This is a genomic window from Microbacterium testaceum (assembly GCF_001476655.1).
Lineage (GTDB): Bacteria > Actinomycetota > Actinomycetes > Actinomycetales > Microbacteriaceae > Microbacterium > Microbacterium testaceum_C.
Genome location: NZ_LDRT01000153.1, coordinates 1 through 670, shown reverse-complemented (window position 1 = coordinate 670; position 670 = coordinate 1). Strand labels below are relative to the sequence as shown.

General features: G+C 73.3%; 1 protein-coding gene. It reads left to right on the top strand.

Translation table 11 applies throughout. From position 1 onward, the window contains the following. Window positions 1-24 precede the first annotated feature (24 nt). Window positions 25-670 (top strand): NRDE family protein (locus NS220_RS16800; RefSeq protein WP_081323243.1); only part of this gene is annotated, 646 nt, incomplete at its 3' end.

The window sequence follows — 670 nt, the reverse complement described above, 5'->3', positions numbered from 1 at the left end:
CAGGGCGCGGGTAGCGTGGGACGGGTGTGCACCGTCGTCATCGATGTCCCCGCTGCGCCGGGCGACCCCGTCCGCCTTCTCGCGGTCCGGGACGAGGACCGGGAGCGTCCGTGGCGCGGGCTCGGACCCTGGTGGCCGGACCGCGCCGGCGTCCTCGGCGTGCGCGACGATCGCGCGGGCGGTGCGTGGTTGGCTGTCGACCCCGACCGTGGGCGTCTCGCCGTGCTCCTCAATCGCGAGGACCTCTCCACGCGCGGGGACGACGAGGTCGTCAGCCGCGGCGCCATCGTTCTGGATGCGCTGGGGAGTGGCATCCCGAATCACCCTCCAACGCGCGGTTTCAACCTCGTCGAGGTGGATGCCACGGGTGCCCACCTCGTCGAATGGGACGGCCTCGCTGCGCGGCGCACGCCGCTGAGCCCGGGGACCCACATGGTCGCGCACCACGCGGTCGACGACCCGGGTACCCCGCGCATCGCGCGGTGGCTCGAGGAGTTTCGTCGCGCCGGACGCGGTCTGGAGCCCGCGTGGTGGGAGCCGTGGATGCGTGTGGTGGAACAGTCGACGCACGATCCCGCGTCGGCGATCCTCCGCCGCGATGCCCACGACGGCCTTGTTCTCGAGTCGCTGCTCGTCTGCGCCGCGAGCATCGGCCCGGGCGGCGTCGAGA